Genomic DNA, 17,661 nt, shown 5'->3' with positions numbered 1-17,661 from the left:
CTGCGGTGTCCGGCAAGAGGAGGCGCGGCATGAGCTCGACCGACCCCGACGACCCGACCCCCGACAGCGCGATGGCGTCGGGCTCGGACGCCGGTGAGCCCGGGGGCCACCTGGGGCCGGGCGACCTGGCGCCCGACGAGGAGCGGCTGCTGGCCGCCCTCGAGCGCGACGCCCGCACCGGGGCGGCACCCCCGGAGGAGACGACCGCCGAGGTGCGCGCGGCGGAGGACGAGGCGCCGTTGCCGGCGGAGGGCGGCGACCAGGGGGACGGGCTGTCCGCCCGGTTCACCGCCCCGCCGGGGGACTGAGCACCTGGCGGAGCCGGACGGCGACCAGCGCCACGTCGTCCTCCGCACCCTCCGGGAGCAGCCGCGCGACGACCTCGTCGCAGACCTCGTCGACCGGCCGCTCCCGGAGGGTCGCCAGCTCCTCCCGGAGCCGGTCCACACCGTCGTCGAAGACCTGGTCACGGCGCTCGACGAGCCCGTCGGTGTAGAGCAGCAGGGTCGAGCCCCGCTCCAGCAGCACCTCGGACTCGCTGCGGGTCACGGTCGCGTCGACGCCGATCAGCAGGCCGGCCCGCGCGGGGGTGAGGGTCCGCGTCGCGCCGTCCGGCCCGGCCACCAGCGGGGGGAGGTGGCCGGCGCTGCACCAGCGCAGCCAGGTGCCGCCGGATCCCGGGTCGGCGGTCAGCCGGCCGACGAGGACGGTCGCCAGGGCGCCGAGGCGCAACCCGGCGACGGCGTTGTCGAGCCTCGCCAGGACCGCGGCCGGCCCCTCCGCGTTGTCGAAGGCGATGCCGCGCAGCAGCCCGCGCAGCTGGGCCATGTCCGCGGCGGCCGCGGTGTCGTGCCCGACGACGTCGCCGATGACCACCATCGTCGAGCCGTCGGGCTGCTCGAAGACGTCGTACCAGTCGCCGCCCACCTGGGCCTCACGGGTGGCCGGCACGTACCGGACCTCGATCTCCAGGTCCGCCGGCGCCGGCGGCTCGGCGAGCAGGCTGCGCTGCAGGGTCTCGGCGGCGCGGACGATCCGGCGGGAGCGCGCGTACAGCGCCTCCAGCAGGTGGGTGCGCAGCTCGCCGACCTCGGCGAGCTGCTGGGCCGTCCACGGCTCGGCGCGGTCGCGCACCGTCTCGCGCCAGCGGTCGAAGGACCGGCGCGGGCTCAGCCGGATCTCGTCGCCCTCCTGGGCGGCGATCGCCTTGTTGTGGGGGTCCCCGCCCCAGTCCACCGTGCGCACGGCCTCCGCGCGGTGCCAGAGCACGAACTGGCCCTCCGGCAGGGGGAGCACCAGGACGCCGCAGGCGGGCTCCGCCGCTGCGGCCAGCGCGGGGACCTCCAGCCGCAGGGACTCGGTGGCCACGACGTCCTCGGGACGGGTGGCCGCCCACGCGGCGACGGCCTCGGCCGCGCCGTCGGGGAGGGGGGTGCCGCGGCTGTCGGTGCTGCCCTGCAGCGACACGACCACGCCGTCGGCGGGCAGGAGGTCGAGCAGGCTGGGGGAGCCCAGCAGCGTCTCGGCCAGGGGGCGGTCCTCGTCGAGGGTGGCGGCGGTCAGCCAGGCCAGCGTCGAGCGCACCCGCAGGGCGCGGTGGACCTCGTCCTCCTCGGCGCGGTCGACCAGCCGGACCGACAGGGTCGAGCCGAGGAACTCCGCGGCCGCACGGGTGGCGTGGGGCGGGGCGTGCGGTCCCGAGTAGTGGTGGCAGGCGATGAGGCCCCACAGCCGGTCGTCGCGCAGCAGCGAGATCGACATGGAGGCGTGCACGCCCATGTTCTGCAGGTACTCGATGTGGATCGGCGAGACGCTGCGCAGCGTGGAGTAGGTCAGGTCCAGCGGCTGCCCGGTCGCCGGCAGGTCCGTCGGGTGCAGCCGTGCCGGGACGTAGTCGACGTCGGAGATCAGCCGGATCCAGTTCTTCTCGTACAGCGCCCGCGCCTGGGCGGGGATGTCCGAGGCCGGGTAGTGCAGCCCCAGGAAGGAGTTCAGGCCCGGCGCCTTGGCCTCGGCGACGACCTCGCCGTTGTAGTCGGCGTCGTAGCGGTAGACCATCACCCGGTCGAAGCCGGTGAGCTGGCGGACCGCCTGCGCGGTGATGTCGTAGAGCTCCTGCAGCGTCGAGGCGCGGTTGAGCTCCCCGACGGTGCCGCGGACCGCCTGGTAGGTGTTCGGGAAGGAGAACGGCCGCGGGCCCCGGGCCGGCTCCAGCTCCACGACCAGCGCGGACACCGGCGCTGCTCCGTCACCGGCCGGCTCCCCGACCGCCCGGTGCAGCAGCGCGTCGACCGGGACCGGGCTGCCGTCGACGTCGAGGGTGACCTCCACCGGGTTGCGCTCGCGCAGGTCGCCGAAGGCGCTGGCCGACCGGGCGATCGCCTCGGCGGCGGGCATCCCGAGGACGTCGGGCAGCCGCCGGCCCAGGGCCGCCCGCCAGTCCAGGCCCACCAGGTCGGCGAGGTTCTCCGAGACCTGGACGACGACCAGGTCCGGCTCGTCGACCGTGAGCAGCACCCCGCGCGGCTGGATGCTGCCCGGGACGTGGATCGGCTCCCGCTCGCAGTTGGTCAGGTCGATCGGCGTCCCCGGCGGCAGGAACTCGAGGTCCGGCTCGGTCCGGCTCACGCGGGGACCCCGACCGGGGCCACCCACTCCGCCAGCGCGGTGAACGTGGCTCGCGCGGCGTCCACCAGGCGACCCGCGTCGCCCCCGGCGGCGACCCGATCGCGGGTCACCCTCCGGTAGGCGTGCCACATCGCGCCGGTCTCGGCGCCGTACGGGGAGAACGCGCGCACCTGCAGCCCGGGGGCGAGGCCGGGGAGGGTCGCCAGGTGGCGGGAGATGAACGTGCCGCCGAGGGTCGAGCCCTCCAGCACGTAGAGCCGGCCGAGGGCCTGGTCGGTGTCGGCCACCTCCGGCAGGTCGGGGACGGCGTCGGGCCCGGGGGCGGCGCCCAGGGCCTGCAGGTCGGCGGCGAACAGGGCGGCGCGCCGGCGCCGCGCCCACCCCACCGTCTCGGCGTCGACCGGCTCGCGGTGCGCCCAGGCATCCAGGCCGGCCTCGGCAGCGGTCCAGAACGCGTGCAACCGGGCCAGGACGTCGACCAGCCGGTCGCGGCTCAGCGCCGGGTCCATCAGCGCGAGGGTGTCCTCCACCTGCTCGTGCTCGGCGGCCGTCGCGGACCGCAACGTCGTCAGGACGTCGGCGCGCCCCGCATCTCGAGGCAACGCCTCTCCTCCCACACCGGTCAGCTACCCGAGGGTAGGCCACCCATGCGCCGCGGGCGCGGCCGACGGGTGCACGGTGCAACGGTCACGTGCTGCCCGAGCGCACCGTGCCCAGCCGCGCGGCGCGCAGGGAGGCGTGCACCAGCAGCCGCGCGTCGCCGTCGGCCGGGTCCAACCCGGTCAGCTCGGCGATGCGGCCGAGCCGGTGGTAGAGCGTCTGCCGGTGGATGCCCAGGTCCTCCGCGGTCCGGGTGGCGCTGCCCGCGGCGTCGAGCCAGGCCTCCGCGGTCGCGGTGAGCACCGGGTCGGCGAGCAGGGGGAGGACGGCGGGGTCCGGGCCGGGCAGCGCGGCGGCCAGCCGCCAGCCGCCCAGCTCCGCCCAGGAGGCGACGGGGGACAGGCGCGGGGCGGCCGCGGCGACCTCGGCCGCCGTCCGCGCCTGGGCCCACCGCTCGCCCAGCTCGATCACCCCGCGCCCGACGGCGGACAGCCCCGCGGTGCTGCCCGGCGGCAGCGTCCTCAGCGCGGCGGCGGTGAGCGCCCCGGCCGGCCGCAGGTCCTCGGGCCCCGGCAGCGGTACCAGGACGGCGACCAGCCCCTCCTCGGGCAGCACGGCGGGGACCGCGCCGACCCCCGGCGGCTGCCAGCCGGCCGGGAGATCGCCGCGCGGCCGCAGCGCGACCAGCACGACGGCGGTGTCCTCGCCCCACACCGCGGCGAGGGTCCGGACCGCCTGCGCGCGGCCGGCCGCCGTCCCGGACAGCGCCGCGGCCAGTGGCCGGCCCAGGTCGCCGGTGCTCCGCGCGCGCTCGGCGAGCAGCCGCCCGGCTTCGGCGGCCAGCTCGCCCGCCCGGGCCAGCGCCGGGTCGTCCCCGTCGGGGTCGGTGCGGCCGCCGTCGAGCAGCCACAGGTAGCCGTACGTGCGCCCGGCGTGCCGCACCGGGAGGACCAGGCGGGTGAGGATGCCGGCCGCCGGGTCCTCCGGCGTGCGCAGCGGGCCGGTCGCGGTCGCGATGCCGAAGTCCTCGAACCGGCGCCGGGTCGCCGGGGTCGAGCGACGGCCCAGGATCGAGCGGGTCCGGACGTCGTCCATCACCGGCTCGTCGTCGCCGTCGACCGGGTGGGCGCAGTAGGCCAGCAGGGTGAAGTCGGCGTCCTCCAGGATGGCGGGGGCCGCGAGCAGGGCCGAGACGCGGTCGACCAGCTCCTGCAGCTCGTCGAGCACCGCCGTCCCCCTGTACACGTGTATGAGGACCCGACCGGATGGACCATACGTCTGTCGCTGGTGGCGGAGGCGGCGGCTGCCTAGCGTCGGAGGTGTCGCGGTCCCCGGCCGGCGGAGGTGGGCGTGCTCTCCCAGAAGGCACTGCTGCTCGGCGCGTCCCGGCGTCCCGAGCTGCGCCGGCTGGTCACCGGCACCGCGGCCACCCGGCGGGTGGTCGACCGCTTCGTCGCCGGGGAGACGCAGGAGGAGGCGCTGGCCGTCGTCCGCCGGCTCACCGGTGAGGGCATCGCGGTGACCCTCGACCACCTCGGGGAGGGGGTGACCGACCGCGCCGAGGCGCTCCGCTCGCGCGACGCCTACCTGGCGCTGCTCGAGGGCCTCGCCCCGCTGCGGCTCGGGCGCGCCGCCGAGGTGTCGGTCAAGCTGTCGGCGTTCGGGCAGGCGCTGCCGGACGGCGGCACCGACCTGGCCCTCGAGCTGGTGCGACCGGTGGTCGAGGCGGCCGGCGCGATCGGCACCACGGTCACCCTCGACATGGAGGAGTCGGCCACCGTCGACTCGACCCTGACCGTCCTCGCCGAGCTGCGCCGCGACCACCCCGGCACCGGCGCCGTGCTCCAGGCCGCGCTGCACCGCACCGAGGACGACGCCCGGGCGCTCGCCGTCGCGGGGTCCCGGGTCCGGCTGGTCAAGGGTGCCTACGACGAGCCGCCGTCCGTGGCCCACCAGAGCCGGGCGGAGGTCGACGCCTCCTACGCCCGCTGCCTCGGCGTCCTCATGGCCGGGGCCGGCTACCCGATGGTCGGCAGCCACGACCCCCGGCTGATCGCGATCGCGCAGCGGCTGGCCGCGCGCGTGGGGCGGCGGCCGGACTCCTGGGAGGTGCAGATGCTCTACGGCATCCGCACCGGCGAGCAGCGCCGGCTGGCCGCGGCCGGCGTGTGCGTGCGCGCCTACGTGCCCTACGGCGCCGACTGGTACGCCTACTTCATGCGCCGCCTGGCCGAGCGGCCGGCCAACCTGCGCTTCTTCCTGCGCTCCCTCGTCACCACGTCCTGAACAGGAGTCCCCTCATGGACGGCATCACCCGCGTCCCCCCGCCGCGCAACGAGCCGGTGCTCACCTACGCCCCCGGGTCGCCGGAGCGGGCGGCCCTCCAGGCGCGCCTGGCCGAGCTCGCCGGCGAGCCGCTCGAGCTGACCATGACGATCGGCGAGCAGCGGCGGCTGGGCGGCGGCGAGCGCTTCGACGTCGTCCAGCCGCACCGGCACGCCGCCGTCCTCGGGACCGCGGCGCACGCCACGCACGCCGACGCGCAGGACGCGGTGGCGTGCGCCAAGGAGGCCGCGCCGGCCTGGCGGGAGCTGTCCTCCGACGACCGCGCCGCGGTGTTCCTCCGGGCCGCCGAGCTGCTCGCCGGCCCGTGGCGGCAGACGCTCAACGCCGCGACGATGCTCGGCCAGAGCAAGACCGCCTACCAGGCCGAGATCGACAGCGCCTGCGAGCTGATCGACTTCTGGCGCTGGAACGTGCACTTCGCCCGCGAGATCGTGTCCGCGCAGCCGGTGTCCTCGCCGGGCGTGTGGAACCGGAGCGACCACCGCCCGCTCGAGGGGTTCGTCTACGCCGTCACCCCGTTCAACTTCACCGCGATCGCCGGCAACCTGCCCACGGCGCCGGCCCTGATGGGCAACACCGTGGTCTGGAAGCCCGCGCCCACCCAGCAGTTCGCCGCGCACTTCCTCATGCGGCTGCTCGAGGAGGCCGGACTGCCCCCGGGCGTCATCACGATGGTCACCGGCGACGGGGCCGCGGTCTCCGACGTCGTCCTGGCCGACCGGGACCTCGCCGGCATCCACTTCACCGGGTCGACGGCGGTGTTCCAGATGCTGTGGCGGCAGGTGGGAGAGCGCATCGCCTCCTACCGGGGCTACCCACGCATCGTCGGCGAGACCGGCGGCAAGGACTTCGTCGTCGCCCACCCCTCGGCCGACGTCGACGTGCTGCGCACCGCGCTGATCCGCGGCGCGTTCGAGTACCAGGGGCAGAAGTGCTCGGCGGCCAGCCGCGCCTACGTGCCGCGGTCGGTGTGGGCCCGGGTGCGCGACGACCTGGTGGGCCAGACCGAGTCGCTGCCGATGGGTGACGTCACCGACTTCTCGATCTTCATGGGCGCCGTCATCGACCGGAAGTCGTTCTCCAAGCTGTCCGGCGTCATCGACCGGGTGGACGACGACCCGGCGCTGTCCATCGTGGCGGGCGGCCAGGCCGACGACAGCGAGGGCTTCTTCGTGCGCCCGACGATCATCGAGGGCACCGATCCCGGGCACGAGGTCTTCACCACCGAGTACTTCGGACCGGTCCTGGCGGTGCACGTCTACGACGACGCCGACTACGACGCGGTGCTCGCCCAGATGGAGTCCGCGGCGCCGTACGCGCTGACCGGGGCGGTCATCGCCCAGGACCGCGCCGCGATCGCGCACGCCGAGCGGTTCCTGCGGTTCGCCGCGGGCAACTTCTACGTCAACGACAAGCCGACCGGCGCCGTCGTCGGCCAGCAGCCCTTCGGCGGCGGTCGGGCCTCGGGCACCAACGACAAGGCCGGCGCGGCGCAGAACCTGCAGCGCTGGACGTCGACCCGGTCGATCAAGGAGACGTTCGTGCCGCCGACCGACTGGCGCTACCCGCACATGGGGTGAGGACCCTCGCCCTCCTCCGGGAGATCCGCACAGTGGCCGCCATCGGGGGCCCGACACCGATGGCTGTGCAGATCTCGCGGCTCAGGCGGGCCAGTGGACGAGGCCGTCGTCCCCGAGCACCGCGCCGGCCGCGGGGACGTGCGGCGTCAGCCGCCCGTCGGGCATGAGGTGTTGCACCGGCACGCCTCGGCCGAGGACGGCGACGTCGGCGATCAGCCGCCGGTGGCAGCGCCACCACACGCTCTCGCTGCACATGACCGCCACGGGATCCCCGGCCGCGTCGGCCAGCACCTCGTCGAGGGCGGCGGCGAACTCCGCCGTCCGGGTGTGGGCGGCGTAGGCGGCGAACTGCGCGACGGTCCACCACCCGTCCTCCACCGGCTCCCCGGGAGGCAGCTGGCGTCGGCCCCCGAGCCGCGCGTCCCACCGGTAGCCGATGCCGGCCGCGGGCAGCCACTCCTCGAGGGCCTCGCGCCGGACGTCGGGGTTGGTACGACTGCCGGGGAACCGGCGGACGTCGACGACCCGCGCGACCCCCGCCGCGGCCAGCCGGGCGCCCAGGCGCGAGCGGTCCTCGGGGCCGTGGCCGACGGTGAGCAGGGGCATCCCCGGTCCCTACCCGCCCCCGCGGTGCAGGCGGGGCATGCTGGTCGGCCGGGCGACGGTGCCCGGGGGAGAGGAGCGGTGTGGCCGGCGGGACGAGGACGAGGGAGTCGCTGTGGCGGCTCCCGGCGATGCGGGCGCTGGTCGGCGCCACGGCGCTGGGGTTCGCCAGCTACTGCCTGACGCTGGCCTCGCTGCCGGCGTACGCGGTCGCCGGCGGCGCCGACCCCGACCTCGCCGGCGTGGTCACCGCCGTCCTGCTCGGGGTCACCGTCGCGGTGCAGGCGGTCGTCCCGGCGCTGACCGCCCGCTTCGGGCTCGGCCCGGTGCTGGCCGCGGGGCTGTTCGCGCTGGGGGCACCGGCCCCGCTGTACGCCGTCGGGGACGGGCTGGGCTGGCTGTCGGCGATCGGGGTGGTGCGCGGGGCCGGGTTCGCCGTGCTCACCGTCCTCGGGGCGATGCTCGCCGCTCAGGTGGCCCCGCCCGACCGCCGCGGGGAGTCGATCGGCCTGTACGGGCTGGCCATCGCGGTGCCCAACCTGGTCGCCGTCCCGGCGGGGGTCGCCCTGGTCCTGGACGGGCACGCGGGCTGGCTGGCGTGGCTGGCCGCCGCGCCGGTGCTCGCCCTGCCCCTGGTGCCGGTCCTGGTGCGGTCGGTCCGGCTGGAGCCGGCGGCCGGTGGGGCGTCGCGGGCCGCGGCGCTCGCCGCGCTCGCGCCGTCGGTCGTGCTGCTGGTGGTCACCCTCGCCGGTGGCGGGCTGGTGACCTTCCTGCCGATCGAGCGCCCGGACGGCGTGCTGGCGACGGCGGCGCTGCTGGTCTTCGGCGTCACCGGGGCCCTCACCCGCTGGCGGGCCGGCCTGCTCGCCGACCGCGTCGGCCCCCGGCTGCTGCTCCCGGCGGCCCTGGTCGTCGCCGCTGCCGGGCTGGCGGCGGTCGCCGCCGGGCTCGGCGCGGGCGACGCCTGGGTGGTGGCCGGGGCGGCGGTGTTCGGCGCCGGGTTCGGCGCGGTGCAGAACCTGACCCTGGTGACCGCCTTCGCCCGCGCCGGGCAGGGCGGGTCGACCGCGGCCAGCGCGATGTGGAACGCCTCGTTCGACGTCGGCACCGGCGTCGGGGCCCTGGTGCCGGGCCTCGTCGCGGCGGGCATCGGCCTGCCGTGGACCTACGTGCTGGTCGCCGCCGTCCTGGTGGCCGTGCTGCCGGTGGCACTGGTGGCCACCGGCCGGCCGCGTCGCTGACTCAGCCGGAGACGCGCGCGGCCGCCTCGCGCAGCGCCCGCAGGAACAGGATCTCCTCGGCCGACCGCAGCAGCCACGCCCGCAGGCCGTCGGCGTCGGTGCGGGAGGCGTCGCGCAGCTGGGCCAGGCGCAGCTGCCGGGTGCTGGCCTGCGCGCGCTGGGCGGGCGGCAGCTGCCGGCCCTCGGCACGGGCGAGCGCGGTCAGCCCGGCGCCGACGAAGACCAGGTCGCGGATCTCGCCGATCCCGGCGAGCAGGTCCTCGGCCCCGGTGGCGTCCTCGGCGGTGAGCCGGCGGACCAGCTCGTCGGCGGTCCGCCGGCCGGTCTCCTGCGGATGGGGTGTGGTCACCGCCCCACTCTGCCTGCCCGGTCCGGGCCGGCGCTCCGGGGGTGCCCCTCGCGCTGCCGGGGTCCCGCCGGACCCCTGGAGCACGGGGAGCACCCCCGGAGGGCGGGTCAGGCGTCCCGGCGCGAGAACGCCACCGCCGCGACCACCAGGACGGCGGCGACCTCGGCCACGAACACGGCGAACCCGGGCCACGGGTCGAGCAGCAGCGGGTTGAACGACTCGGGCGTCGCGACCGCGGAGCCGGCGTTGCCGGGCATCAGCTTCGTCGCCCACTCGCCCAGGCCGCCGGGCAGCAGCATCACCATGTTGCCGACGACGAACACCAGGCCGAGGACGATCGACAGCGCCGCGGCGGTGTGCCGCACCAGCAGCCCGACGGCGGCGGCGAGCAACCCGAGACCGGCCATGTAGAGGCCGCTGCCGACCAGCGCCCGCAGCACGCCGTCGTCGGTGAGGGCCAGGCCGATGCCCTCCCGGTCGAGGAACCAGTTGCCGGCGAGGTACCCGGCCAGCGCGGTCAGGGTGCCGGCGACGAACAGCGTCCCGGTGAGGACCAGGGCCTTGGCCGCGAGCACCGTGCCGCGCCGCGGGGTGGCCGCCAGCGTCGCCCGGATCATCCCGGTGCCGTACTCGCTGGTGACCGCCAGCGTCCCGAGGACGACCGCGGTGACCTGGGCGAACATCATCCCCCAGGTGATGAACGCGCCGATCGGCTCACCGGTGTCCCCCCGGGCGAGGTCGGGGGCGACCAGCGCGCAGACCAGCGTGGTCAGCCCCGCCCCCAGGACGACCATCGCCACGAGCGACCACGGGGTCGACCGGACGGTCCAGAACTTGATCCACTCCGCCCGCAGCGTCGCGCCGAACCCGGGCGCGGCCGGGGCCGCGAGGCGGGCCGGGGCCGGCGTGCCCACGGCGGTCATCGCCGGGCCGCCGCGTACTCGACGCTGTCGGCGGTGAGCGTCATGAAGGCGTCCTCCAGCGAGGAGCGGACCAGCGTGAGCTCGTGCAGCAGCAGGCCGGAGCGGCCGACCAGCTCCCCGATCGCGGCGGCGTCCCGCCCCTGGACGCGCAGCTCCGCGCCGTGCGCGGCGACGTCGAGACCATCCCGGCGCAGCAGCGTGGCGACCTCGTCGTGCTGCGGGCTGCGCACCCGCACGTAGGAGGCGGCGTGCTCGGCGATGAACTCCGCCGTCGAGCAGTCGGCCAGCACCCGGCCGCGGCCGATGACCAGCAGGTGGTCGGCGGTCTGCGCCATCTCCGACATCAGGTGGCTGGAGACGAACACCGTGCGCCCCTCGGCGGCGAGCTGCCGGGCCAGGGTGCGCACCCAGCGGATGCCCTCCGGGTCCAGCCCGTTGACCGGCTCGTCGAGGACGACGACGGGCGGGTCGCCCAGCAGCGCCGCGGCGATGCCCAGCCGCTGCCCCATGCCGAGGGAGAAGCGGCCGACCCGCGTGTGCGCGACCGAGGTCAGGCCGACCAGGTCCAGCACCTCGTCGACGCGGAGGACCGGGATGCCGTTGCTCGCGGCCAGCCAGCGCAGGTGGTCACGGGCGGAGCGCCCGGGGTGCAGCGCACGGGCCTCGAGCAGCGCGCCGACCTCGCGCAGGGGCGCGGGGGAGTCGGCGTAGCGGCGGCCGTTGACGGTGACGCTGCCGGAGGTGGGCTCGTCCAGGCCGAGGACCATGCGCATGGTCGTCGACTTGCCTGCGCCGTTCGGGCCGAGGAAGCCGGTGACGCGCCCGGGGTGCACGGTGAAGGAGACGCCGTCGACGGCGGTCTTGGAGCCGTAGGTCTTGGTGAGCCGGTCCGCGGTGATCATGCGGCGGCCCGGCGGGGCGAGGGCTGGGAACTCATGCCGTCGAGGCTGTCGTCCGGCGCCACCCCGCTCCATCCGGGAGCGCCCTGAACCGACCCTGAACGGTCCCGGAGGGGGACGCCCGGGGTCAGGCGGTGCGGAGCAGCCCGCCGTCCGGGTGCAGCAGGCGGCGGAGGGCCACCGCGGCCTCCCGGCCGGCGCGGTTGGCCCCGACCGTGCTCGCCGACGGCCCGTACCCGACCAGGTGCACCCGCGTCTCGACCGCGACGGCGGTGCCGGCCATGCGGATGCCGCCGCCGGGGCCGCGCAGGTGCAGGGGTGCCAGGTGGCCGAGCGCGGCGCGGAAGCCGGTGGCCCACAGGATCGCGTCGGCGCGGACGGAGCGGCCGTCGTCCCACGCGACGCCGTCCGGGGTGATCCGGTCGAAGACGGGCAGCCGGTCCAGGACCCCGCGCTCGCGGGCCTCCCGCACCCACGGGGTGACTACCAGGCCGGTGACGCCGACGACGCTGCTCGGCGGGCGTCCCTCCCGGACCGCGTCGGCCACCAGGGCGACCGCGGCCCGGCCCGCCTCCGGCCCGAACGGCTCCTCCCGCCACACCGGTGGGTGCCGGGTGACCCAGGTGGTGTCGGCGACCTCGGCGATCTCGCCGAGCAGCTGGACCGCCGAGGCGCCGCCGCCCACGACGACCACCGACCGGCCGGCGAACTCGGCGGCCCCGCGGTAGTCGACCGGGTGCAGCTGCCGGCCGCGGAACAGCTCCTGGCCGGGGTGTCTCGGGACGAACGGGGCGGTCCAGGTGCCGGTCGCGTTCACCACCGCGTCAGCGGTCCAGTCGCCGGCCGAGGTCTGCACGAGGAACCGTTCGCCGGACCGGCGCACGGCGGTCACCCGCACCGGCCGCTGCACGGGCAGCCCGAAGTGCCGCTCGTAGTCGGCGAAGTAGGCCGGCACCGCATCGGCGGCGGGCACGTCGTCGCCCGCCTCGGGGAAGGGCAGCCCCGGCAGGTCGTGCACGTGGTGGGTGCGGGCCAGCGTCAGCGAGGGCCACCGGTGCTGCCAGGCTCCGCCGGCACGGGCCTCGCCGTCCAGGACGACGAAGCCCGTGCCGGGCGCGAACCCCTGCCGCGCGAGGTGGTGGGCGGCGCTCAACCCGGCCTGGCCGGCGCCGATGACGACGACCTCGACGTCCCTGCTCACGGCAGGGACAACCGCGCCGGGCGTGCGGGCCTTCCTCAGCCGAGACGGGCGGGGGTGAGCCGGTCCAGCTCGGCCCCGGTGAGCGTGACGGTGTCCCGCGGGTCGTACCCGAACCGCACGGTGACCGCGCCCAGCCGTGCCTCGACCAGGTCCGTGGGGCGCTCGTCCGAGCCGTCGGCGGGCCGGTACCACCAGCGCTCCGCGAGCACCGGCAGGCCACGGTGCCGCAGCCACTCCGCCGCCTCCTCCCGGTCGGGGAAGGCGCGAAGGGCGGAGCCGAAGAGCGCGTGGGCGACCACGCACCCGGCGTCGTCGCGCCGCTCGGTGCTGAGGTAGCCCACCAGTTCGCCGTCCACCTCGCGGTGGACCGGCTCCAGCTGCTCGGTCCGGGTCACGTCCCGACGGTAGGGAGGCGGGCAACCGGGTTTCGGCGCATCTTGCGGATCCCTTGCGGTTGCGCGGCGGGAGTCCTGCGGTCGGCCCGCCAGAGTCCCTCGTGTCGCCGGGACACCGGCGAGGACGACACGAGGGAGGACCACCGTGAGCAACCGGGACACCCGCGCCACCCGCGCCCGGATCGCCGCCTCGATCGGCGTGCTCGGCGTCGCCGCGGCCGTCGCGGGCCTGGGCACCTACGGGACCTTCACCGACAGCACCACCCCGGTGGTCACCGATCTCGGCACCGGCGTGCTGTCCATCGCGCTGACCGAGGCCGCCGACGCCGCCACGGTGTCGCTGTTCGACCACGGGGTCTTCCTGGCCGGGGACTCGGAGAGCTCGGCGATCGACCTGGTCAACGACGGGACGGTCGGGCTCTCGGAGCTGCGGCTGGGCTCGGTCGCGACGTCGTCCAGCGCGCTCGACAGCGACCCGGTGCACGGGCTGCAGCTCACCGTCGAGGGGTGCTCGGAGGACTGGGAGTCCGCCGGCGGGGACTGGACCTGCGGCGGGACGGCGACCCGCTTCTACTCGGGCCCGATCGTGCTCGACGCGGTGCTCGACGGGGCGGCCGACCTGGCGCCCGGTGGCGTCACGCACCTGCTGCTGACCGCGTCCCTGCCGTCGACGACCGGCGCGGACCTCGTCGAGGGGGCCAGCAGCTCCCTGGACTTCACCTTCAGCGGTGTGCAGCGCGGCGGCGCACCACGATGAGCCGGCCCTGCACGGCCTGACGACGGCCCAGGGAGCATCACCCGGGGCGCGGAGTCAGGCGGTGGACAGGGGCTGATGGACAGCCGGCGTCTCCATCGCACGGGGGGACGGAGCCGCCGGCCGGCACGGCCGGCGACGCCGCGGGGGACGGCGTCGCCGGGCACGGACGACCGGTGCTCCCGCGGGGGACGGGAGCACCGGCCGGCACCACCGGCGACGCCGCGGGGGACGGCGTCACCGGGCACGACGATCGGTGTTCCCGCGGGGGAGCGGGAGCACCGACCGAGGGGACCGGCGCGGCCGCGGGGGAGGGCGGTGCCGGCCCCCAGGGGGACGACGAGGCCGGCCGCGGGGCTCCCGCGGCCGGCCTCGCGGCGTCCGGGGCACGGCTCAGGCCGGGGACGGCCCGAGCCCGGAGACCAGGTGGTCGACCAGTTCCTCGAGGTCCACGGGGCTGCGCGGGTTGGACGCCCGCATCCGGTCGAGCGCCAGGCCGCGCAGGATCCAGTTCAGGGTGTGCACGCGGGACGGCGCCACCTGCCCGTTGGCCACCGCGGCGGCGAGCACCGTGCCGACGGCCTGCGCGAGGGGACGGTCGAAGACGGTCGTGACCGCGTGCTTGATCCGCGGACTCCACTCCGCGGCGCTCAGGACGGCGGTGACCACCTGGTCGTCCCGCCGACGGGCGGCCAGCCAGGGCCGCACGAGCGCGGCGAGGTCGGCCCGCAGGTCCCCGCTCGCCGTCGGGACGTCGAACACGTGCACCCGCTCCAGGGCCGTGGCGACGATCTCCTCGAGGTCGTCCTCCTCGATGAGCGGTCCGGCCGACCCCGCGCGGGCCCGGATCTCCTGCACGGTCAGCCCCGCGTAGCCCACGTCGACCAGCGCGTCGAGGGCCGCGGACAGGACCAGCCGGGCACTCGGCGAGTCCCAGTCGAACCGGCGGTGCATCGTCCTCCTCCGTGCGCGGCGGCCCGTCCTCGCCGGTCGACGCTAGGAGATCACCTGCGGAACGACCGCGTTCCGTCACGCGGCGTGTTGGGGCGGGCGCCGCGCCCGGTCCGCTGCGCCAATTTCGGATACGCGCTACGTTCGGGTGGTGACGGTGGGTGACGAGGTGCGGCAGCCGGAGGTCGCGCGGACCCGTACCCGCAGGGGCGGCCGCCGGCTGGACCCGGCGCGGGACGAGGCCATCGCCGCCGCCGTGCTCGAGGTGCTCGGCCGGGAGGGGTGGTCCGGGCTGACGATGGACGCCGTGGCCATGGCGGCCGGCGTGGGGAAGGCGACGATCTACCGGCGCTGGTCGAGCAAGGCCGACCTCCTCCTGGGGGTCATGGACGTCGCCGGCGGGGACGGGGTGACCGCCCCCGACACCGGCGACCTCCGCGGTGACCTCGTCGCCCTGCTGACCGCCGCCGTGGCCCGGCTCTCCGGCCCCGCCGGCCGGACGACACGCAGCCTGCTGGGAGCGGTGATCGACGACCCGGCGCTCGCCGGGGCCTACCAGCGCGGCCCCCTGGCCTGCTGGGACCTGGCGTGGGCGACGGTGTTCGACCGGGCGGTCGACCGCGGCGAGATCACCCGGGAGGCGGCGGGCTCGCTGGCGGTGGAGGTCGGCCCGGCGGTGCTGGCACTGCGCTGGCTGGTCACCGGGCGGGCCGTCGACGCGGACCTGGTGACCGAGGTCGTCGACGACCTGGTGCTGCCGTTGCTCCGCTGCCCACGGAGGCGGCCCGAGGGGACCTGAGGGTCGCGCGGCGCCGTCCCCGCGTTTCGGACCGGGGTGAACGGGGCAAGCGGGCGGACCCGACGTCGGGAGGGCCGGGTGAACCTGGAGAAGGTCGTCTTCGGCTTCTTCGTCCTGCTCGCGGCGACCCTGAACTTCGGCTTCTTCATCGGCGACATCGACGACCCCACGGTGCACAACCCCTACGAGCTGTTCGCCGCGGTCGTGGTCAACCTCATCGCGACCGTGCTGAAGTTCGGCGACCGCACCCAGATCGGGGCCGTGCACCTGGCCACCAGCCTGGTCGCCGACCTGCAGCTGATCGGCGCGGCGTTGATGTACGGCTATGCCGTCTACGTCTCGACCGCGGGGATGACCCCGGCGTGGACGGCCAGCGTCGTGTCGTTGTCCGGCGGCGCGCTGCTGGCCAACATCGTCTCCGTCGTCCTGCTGGTGGTCGAGACGGTGTCCTTCCACCGCGGCTGAGGGGAGACCGGCGTGGGCAACCCCCTGCTCACCTTCTGGCGGCAGATGTTCGGCGTGGAGGAGGACGAACGGCGGGGACGGCGCACCCTCGTGCGCGCCGCGGCGTCCTCGGCCGCCCAGGCCTCGGCCACGATCTTCCTGGTCATGCGGCGGATGCGCGCGCCGCTGATCGTGCTCATCGGCATCTTCGCCATCAGCGTGCTCGGCCTGACCCTCATCCCCGGGCAGGACGCCGAGGGCCGGCCGTGGGACATGGGGTTCTTCGACGCCTTCTACGTGATGAGCTACACCGCGTCGACGATCGGCTTCGGCGAGATCCCGTACCCGTTCACCTACAACCAGCGGATGTGGGTGACGATCTCGATCTACCTCACCGTCATCGGCTGGGCCTACGCGATCGGGTCCCTGCTCGCCCTGGTGCAGGACCGGGCCTTCCGCTCCGCTCTGGCGCTCCAGCACTTCACCCGCAAGGTCCGCCGCCTGCGGGAGCCGTTCGTGCTCATCGCCGGCCACGGGCGGGCCGGTGAGCTGCTGGGGCACTCGCTGGACGCGCTGGGCCGCAGGTTCGTCGTCCTCGACCTGTCCGAGCAGCGCATCGACGACCTGGAGCTGGGCTCCTACCACGCCGACGTCCCCGGGCTGGCCGCCGACGCCCGCGACCCCGGCCACCTCGCCGTCGCCGGCCTCGACCACCCCTGCTGCGAGGCGGTGGTGGCGCTCACCAACGACGAGGAGGCCAACCTCACCGTGGTCATGGCGGCGGCGCTGCTGCGGCCCGACCTGCCGGTGATCGCCCGGGCGACCTCCCGCGGCATGGCCGAGCGGATGCGCGCCTTCGGGTCGCCGAACGTGGTCAACCCCTTCGACCGGTTCGGGGACCACCTGCGGCTGTCGCTGCGCGCGCCGGCGTCCTACCAGCTGCTGACCTGGCTGGAGAGCGCCCCGGGGTCGCCGCTGCCGGTGCGCGGCACCCCGCCGCGCAGCGGCCGCTGGGTCGTCTGCGGCTACGGGCGCCTGGGCCGGGAACTGACCGGGGACCTGCGGGCGGAGGGCATCCGGGTCACCGTGGTGGAGTCCCTCCCGACCGACGCCGAGACCGACGGCCTGCTGGTCGTCGACGGCTCGGAGCCCGGGGCGCTGGCCGAGGCGGGGCTCGAGGACGCGGTCGGCTTCGTCGCCGGCACCGACAACGACACCGCCAACCTGTCGCTGGTGGCCGCCGCACGCCGGAGCAACCCCCGCCTGTTCGTCGCGGCGCGGCAGAACCGCCCGGCGAACGCCCCGCTGTTCGCGGCGATCGGGGCCGACTCGCTGCTGGTCCCCACCGAGGTCATCGCGCACGAGGTCTACGCCCAGCTGGCGACGCCGCTGCTGTGGCGGTTCCTGCGCGAGATGCCGGCGCGCGGCAACGAGTGGGCGGAGGACCTGATCGACCGGCTGACGGGGCGGTGCGGCCGGCACCTGCAGTCGCTGTGGAAGGTGCGGCTGACCCCTGCCGAGGCGCCCGCGCTCGTGCGGTGGCTGGCGACGGGGGAGGCGCGCCTGGGCGACGTCATGCGCAACCCCGAGAACCGGGACGAGCCCGTGCACGCGATGGTGCTGCTCGTCCTCCGCGGAGGCGAGGCCACGCTGGCGCCGGACGCGGACTTCCTGCTCCGCCCGGAGGACGAGCTGCTGCTCGCCGGGTGGGGCGCGGCCCGCCGGGCGCTGTCGACCGTCCTCGTCGTGGACGCCACCCTGGAGTACGTGGTGACCGGACGGCGGGTGCCCTCGAGCTGGATCTGGCGGAAGCTCAGCCGCTCGCCCGCGCCCGCGCCCGCCGAGGAGCCGGAGTCGCGGCCCACCGCACCCACGCCGTCCTGACGTCCGCGGACCCCCACCGGGGCGGCGGCCGGTGCTTCACTGGACGCCCAGGCGGAGGCCGGTA

General features: G+C 76.2%; 18 protein-coding genes. 8 read left to right on the top strand and 10 right to left on the bottom strand.

From position 1 onward, the window contains the following. Positions 1-29 precede the first annotated feature (29 nt). The gene (locus ACI79C_RS12675) at positions 30-308 is read left to right on the top strand and encodes a hypothetical protein (RefSeq protein WP_456946009.1); all 279 of its coding nucleotides are present in this window, start codon (positions 30-32) and stop codon (positions 306-308) included. Here the strand turns inward: ACI79C_RS12675 and ACI79C_RS12670 are convergent. The 3 genes from ACI79C_RS12670 to ACI79C_RS12660 all read right to left on the bottom strand — a co-directional run bounded on the left by ACI79C_RS12670 (position 286) and on the right by ACI79C_RS12660 (position 4,473). Then, positions 286-2,628 (bottom strand): SpoIIE family protein phosphatase, encoded by a 2,343-nt coding sequence (locus tag ACI79C_RS12670; protein WP_456946008.1) that lies wholly within the window; start codon positions 2,626-2,628, stop codon positions 286-288. The genes ACI79C_RS12675 and ACI79C_RS12670 overlap by 23 nt on opposite strands. Continuing rightward, on the bottom strand, positions 2,625-3,230 hold the full coding sequence (locus ACI79C_RS12665; protein WP_456946007.1) for a biliverdin-producing heme oxygenase: 606 nt from the start codon (positions 3,228-3,230) through the stop codon (positions 2,625-2,627). Before ACI79C_RS12665 ends, ACI79C_RS12670 begins: the two co-directional genes overlap by 4 nt. An 85-nt stretch (positions 3,231-3,315) precedes the next feature. Next, the gene (locus ACI79C_RS12660) at positions 3,316-4,473 is read right to left on the bottom strand and encodes a PucR family transcriptional regulator (protein WP_456946006.1); all 1,158 of its coding nucleotides are present in this window, start codon (positions 4,471-4,473) and stop codon (positions 3,316-3,318) included. A gap of 105 nt (positions 4,474-4,578) precedes the next feature. On the opposite strand from ACI79C_RS12660, the gene ACI79C_RS12655 reads away from it, so the two are divergent. Next, positions 4,579-5,514, top strand: coding sequence for a proline dehydrogenase family protein (locus ACI79C_RS12655; RefSeq protein WP_456946005.1), 936 nt, complete (start codon positions 4,579-4,581; stop codon positions 5,512-5,514). Positions 5,515-5,528: 14 nt separating this feature from the next. Then, on the top strand, positions 5,529-7,154 hold the full coding sequence (gene pruA / locus ACI79C_RS12650) for an L-glutamate gamma-semialdehyde dehydrogenase (RefSeq protein WP_456946004.1): 1,626 nt from the start codon (positions 5,529-5,531) through the stop codon (positions 7,152-7,154). A gap of 81 nt (positions 7,155-7,235) precedes the next feature. Here the strand turns inward: pruA and ACI79C_RS12645 are convergent, their stop codons facing one another. Further along, complete coding sequence (locus tag ACI79C_RS12645; protein WP_456946003.1) at positions 7,236-7,760, bottom strand: DUF488 domain-containing protein; 525 nt, start codon at positions 7,758-7,760, stop codon at positions 7,236-7,238. An 80-nt stretch (positions 7,761-7,840) separates the two neighbouring features. Here ACI79C_RS12645 and ACI79C_RS12640 point away from each other — a divergent pair, with 80 nt between their 5' ends. Continuing rightward, positions 7,841-8,998 (top strand): MFS transporter, encoded by a 1,158-nt coding sequence (locus tag ACI79C_RS12640; RefSeq protein ID WP_456946002.1) that lies wholly within the window; start codon positions 7,841-7,843, stop codon positions 8,996-8,998. A 1-nt stretch (position 8,999) separates the two neighbouring features. Here the strand turns inward: ACI79C_RS12640 and ACI79C_RS12635 are convergent, their stop codons facing one another. The 5 genes from ACI79C_RS12635 to ACI79C_RS12615 form a co-directional block, all read right to left on the bottom strand. After that, complete coding sequence (locus tag ACI79C_RS12635) at positions 9,000-9,347, bottom strand: hypothetical protein (protein ID WP_456946001.1); 348 nt, start codon at positions 9,345-9,347, stop codon at positions 9,000-9,002. A 107-nt stretch (positions 9,348-9,454) separates the two neighbouring features. Next, a complete protein-coding gene (locus ACI79C_RS12630) occupies positions 9,455-10,270 on the bottom strand; it encodes an ABC transporter permease subunit (RefSeq protein ID WP_456946000.1) in 816 nt (271 codons plus the stop codon). After that, positions 10,267-11,172 (bottom strand): ABC transporter ATP-binding protein, encoded by a 906-nt coding sequence (locus tag ACI79C_RS12625; RefSeq protein ID WP_456945999.1) that lies wholly within the window; start codon positions 11,170-11,172, stop codon positions 10,267-10,269. Before ACI79C_RS12625 ends, ACI79C_RS12630 begins: the two co-directional genes overlap by 4 nt. Positions 11,173-11,296: 124 nt before the next feature. Further along, positions 11,297-12,370 (bottom strand): NAD(P)-binding domain-containing protein, encoded by a 1,074-nt coding sequence (locus ACI79C_RS12620; RefSeq protein WP_456945998.1) that lies wholly within the window; start codon positions 12,368-12,370, stop codon positions 11,297-11,299. Positions 12,371-12,405: 35 nt separating this feature from the next. Next, positions 12,406-12,765 (bottom strand): hypothetical protein, encoded by a 360-nt coding sequence (locus ACI79C_RS12615; RefSeq protein WP_456945997.1) that lies wholly within the window; start codon positions 12,763-12,765, stop codon positions 12,406-12,408. A 145-nt stretch (positions 12,766-12,910) separates the two neighbouring features. Here ACI79C_RS12615 and ACI79C_RS12610 point away from each other — a divergent pair, with 145 nt between their 5' ends. Then, positions 12,911-13,522 carry a hypothetical protein gene (locus ACI79C_RS12610; RefSeq protein WP_456945996.1) on the top strand — a complete coding sequence of 204 codons (612 nt, stop codon included), beginning with the start codon at positions 12,911-12,913 and terminating at the stop codon, positions 13,520-13,522. Between the two features lie 390 nt (positions 13,523-13,912). Here ACI79C_RS12610 and ACI79C_RS12605 read toward each other — a convergent pair whose 3' ends face one another. Further along, positions 13,913-14,473, bottom strand: a complete 561-nt coding sequence (locus tag ACI79C_RS12605; RefSeq protein WP_456945995.1) for a TetR/AcrR family transcriptional regulator — start codon at positions 14,471-14,473, stop codon at positions 13,913-13,915. 148 nt (positions 14,474-14,621) lie between these two features. On the opposite strand from ACI79C_RS12605, the gene ACI79C_RS12600 reads away from it, so the two are divergent. The 3 genes from ACI79C_RS12600 to ACI79C_RS12590 all read left to right on the top strand — a co-directional run bounded on the left by ACI79C_RS12600 (position 14,622) and on the right by ACI79C_RS12590 (position 17,597). Next, complete coding sequence (locus tag ACI79C_RS12600) at positions 14,622-15,269, top strand: TetR/AcrR family transcriptional regulator (protein WP_456945994.1); 648 nt, start codon at positions 14,622-14,624, stop codon at positions 15,267-15,269. Positions 15,270-15,347: 78 nt separating this feature from the next. After that, a complete protein-coding gene (locus ACI79C_RS12595) occupies positions 15,348-15,734 on the top strand; it encodes a DUF6394 family protein (protein ID WP_456945993.1) in 387 nt (128 codons plus the stop codon). 12 nt (positions 15,735-15,746) lie between these two features. Beyond that, positions 15,747-17,597 (top strand): potassium channel family protein, encoded by a 1,851-nt coding sequence (locus ACI79C_RS12590; RefSeq protein ID WP_456945992.1) that lies wholly within the window; start codon positions 15,747-15,749, stop codon positions 17,595-17,597. Positions 17,598-17,661 lie beyond the last annotated feature (64 nt).

This window comes from Geodermatophilus sp. SYSU D00697, assembly GCF_054050175.1.
This window is presented reverse-complemented; position numbering and strand designations above follow the sequence as displayed.

Coding starts and splice junctions, on each gene's coding strand:
- ACI79C_RS12675 (WP_456946009.1), top strand. CDS start 30: ATGAGCTCGACCGACCCCGACGACCCGACCCCCGACAGCGCGATGGCG.
- ACI79C_RS12605 (WP_456945995.1), bottom strand. CDS start 14,473: ATGCACCGCCGGTTCGACTGGGACTCGCCGAGTGCCCGGCTGGTCCTG.
- ACI79C_RS12645 (WP_456946003.1), bottom strand. CDS start 7,760: ATGCCCCTGCTCACCGTCGGCCACGGCCCCGAGGACCGCTCGCGCCTG.
- ACI79C_RS12625 (WP_456945999.1), bottom strand. CDS start 11,172: ATGATCACCGCGGACCGGCTCACCAAGACCTACGGCTCCAAGACCGCC.
- pruA (WP_456946004.1), top strand. CDS start 5,529: ATGGACGGCATCACCCGCGTCCCCCCGCCGCGCAACGAGCCGGTGCTC.
- ACI79C_RS12630 (WP_456946000.1), bottom strand. CDS start 10,270: ATGACCGCCGTGGGCACGCCGGCCCCGGCCCGCCTCGCGGCCCCGGCC.